Below are 2,652 nucleotides of genomic sequence, written 5' to 3'. Positions count from 1 at the left end.
GGCGGCTACGCTCCGCGCGGTGACGCCGGCGCGCCCCGCGGCGACTTCGCTGGCCGCAAGCCTGCCTTTGCCAAACCTGGTGGCGGTAAGCCTTTTGTGGCCCACGATGCGCGCAAGCGCCCCGCGCGTCCCGCGCGCTGATCCCGCGGGGAGCATCCATGCTGCTCTGAAGGGCCGGTACCGCAAGGTGCCGGCCTTTTCTGTTTTTGGGTTCGGTCAGGGCATGGCGAACTGATGGCTCGACAATAATGGACCTCTGGAGGAGCTTGCCGTGTCGTCTTCGTTGTCGTCGGGTGCCGACTTTGAGCACATGTTTGAACTGGCGCCGGTATCCCTGTGGCTCGAGGACTACAGCGCGCTGAAGCAGATTTTCGAAGGCTGGCGTGCCGATGGCGTGACTGACCTGCGTGCCCACCTCGCGCAAGACGCCGAGCGGGTGCGGCAGTGCAGCGCCGCGTTGAAGGTGCTGAAGGTGAATCGCCGGACGCTGGAGCTGTTTGCGGCAGAAAGCCAGCAGGTTCTGGAGGCCAACTTGGATCGGGTGTTTCGGGACGATATGCACGACGCCGTGACCCATGAGTTGGCGGCCCTGTGGTCGGGCCAGCTCGAGTTCGCCAACCAGTCCGTCAACTACACGTTGGATGGGCGGCGGCTGGACGTGCACATCCGTGCGCGTGTGTTGCCGGGGTACGAGTCCGACTGGAGTCGGGTACTGTTGTCGCTGGAAGACGTTACGTCCGCCATGCAGAGCGCCCGCCAGCTTCGCCGTAGCGAACAGTATGCACGCGACCTTTTCGAGCACTCGCCCGTTTCCCTGTGGGTGGAGGACTTCAGCGTCGTGAAAAACTTGCTCGATGGCGTGCGTGCGCAGGGCATTGAAGACTTCAATACCTTCATTACCGTACACCCGGAGTTCGTTACGCGTTGCATGCAGGAGATCCGGGTCATCGACGTCAATCAGCAGACCTTGCGGATGTTTGGTGCCTCCAGCAAAGAGGTCCTGCTCAACAACATCGGGCGGGTGTTTCGTGATGAGATGCACGAGTCCTTTGCGGACCAGTTGCTGGACCTGTGGGAAGGCAAGACGTTCCAGCAGCGCGAAGTCGTCAACTACTCGCTCACGGGGGACGCCGTGCACATCCACATGCAGTTTTCCGTGCTGGCCGACCATCTGGCGGACTGGGGGCTGGTGTTGCTGTCGCTCGTCGACATCACCGCACGGAAGAAGGCAGAGGCTTACCTGGAGTACCTGGGCAAGCATGATGTCCTCACGCAGCTGCGCAACCGGGCGTTCTATGCCGAGGAGCTCAATCGCATCACGCGCAAAGGTCCCTGGCCACTCTCCGTCATCGCGATCGATCTCAATGGACTCAAAGCGGTGAATGACGAGCAAGGCCATGCCGCAGGCGATTCCCTGCTGCGGAGGGTGGGTGAAGTGCTCGCCAAGGCGGTGGATGCGCCGGCATGTGCCGCGCGCATCGGCGGGGATGAATTCACCGTCCTCCTGCCTGGGGTGGATGAGCGCGGCGCCTTTGCGCTCCAGGAACGCATTCTTTCCATGCTGGATTTGAACAATCAGTTCTATCCTGGCCAGCCCATCAGCCTGGCGATGGGCATTGCGTGCTGCCGTTCCGGTGATTCGGTCGAAGCGGCCATCCATCGGGCCGATCAGGCCATGTATGCCGAGAAAATCCGCTACTACCAGGACAAGGGTGTCGACAGGCGCAGTGCGATGGCCTAGGGGTGCTTAGCCGACCGCCGCGTGACGCCCAATCTCGGGCCAGCGGTGGTGCAGGTAGACCCAGGCAGTCATTCCTACCGCCATCATCAGCAGGGATGCCAGGGCGAGTAAAACGGTCGAGTGCATGACCAGTGGGACGATCACGCCGGCCACCAGGCCGTTGGCGGTCGAGCCGACGAACGCCTGCATGGACGATGCCATTCCGCGGCGCTCGGGGTGGAGGTCCAGTACCAGCAAGGTCACCACCGGCACCATCAGCGCCCAGCCAAACGCGAAGATGGCGATGGGCACCAGCGACCACGCGGCGTGGGCAGGAAGCAGGAGGTTGGCTCCCAGGTTGAAGACGGCCACTGCGAACATGATCACAAAGCCGTGCCGGATCTGGCGCTTGGGCGCGATCTTGCCGGCCAGCCGGCCGCTGAGCCATGCCCCACCCATGATGCCGGAGATGGTCAGCACGAAGAACCAGAAGAACTGCGTGGGCGCCAGTGCAAGGTGCTCCCCCAGAAACGCGGGTGCAGCCAGGACGTAAAGGAACATTCCGTTGAAAGGAACTCCACTGGCCAGCGCGAGCAGAAGAAACCGGGGGCTGGAACCCAGCTGCCAATAGCCTCGTATCAGGTGGGGCACATTGAAGGGCTGGCGGTGTTCGGTGTGCAGGGTCTCCGGCAGCAGCCTGAAATTGGCGATCCACAGCACAACGCCCACGCCGGTCAAGAACCAGAAGATGCTGTGCCAGCCTGCATGCACAAACAGCCACCCGCCGACGATGGGAGCAACGGCTGGCGCCACGCCGAAGTAGATCGTTACCTGGCTCATCACCTGCTGGGCCCGCGCGGGAGGAAACATGTCGCGAATGACGGCTCGCGAGACCACGATGCCCGCGCCAGTAGACAGCCCCTGCAGGGCGC

The 2,652-nt window shown here is 62.9% G+C and carries 3 protein-coding genes; 2 read left to right on the top strand and 1 reads right to left on the bottom strand.

All coding sequences use genetic code 11. The features are described from left to right. A partial coding sequence (locus MRY84_RS00955) for a hypothetical protein (protein WP_291503905.1) occupies positions 1-235 on the top strand: 235 nt, incomplete at its 5' end. A 36-nt stretch (positions 236-271) separates the two neighbouring features. Further along, positions 272-1,741, top strand: coding sequence for a sensor domain-containing diguanylate cyclase (locus tag MRY84_RS00950; RefSeq protein WP_363317453.1), 1,470 nt, complete (start codon positions 272-274; stop codon positions 1,739-1,741). 6 nt (positions 1,742-1,747) lie between these two features. On the opposite strand, the gene MRY84_RS00945 is transcribed toward MRY84_RS00950, so the two are convergent. Beyond that, positions 1,748-2,652: MFS transporter (locus tag MRY84_RS00945; protein ID WP_291503903.1), on the bottom strand; the 905-nt coding region annotated here is incomplete at its 5' end.

The sequence above is a fragment of the Acidovorax sp. genome, assembly GCF_022763525.1.
Lineage (GTDB): Bacteria > Pseudomonadota > Gammaproteobacteria > Burkholderiales > Burkholderiaceae_C > Acidovorax.
Note: the sequence above shows the minus strand (reverse complement) of the source record. Positions and strands in the feature narration are given on the sequence as shown.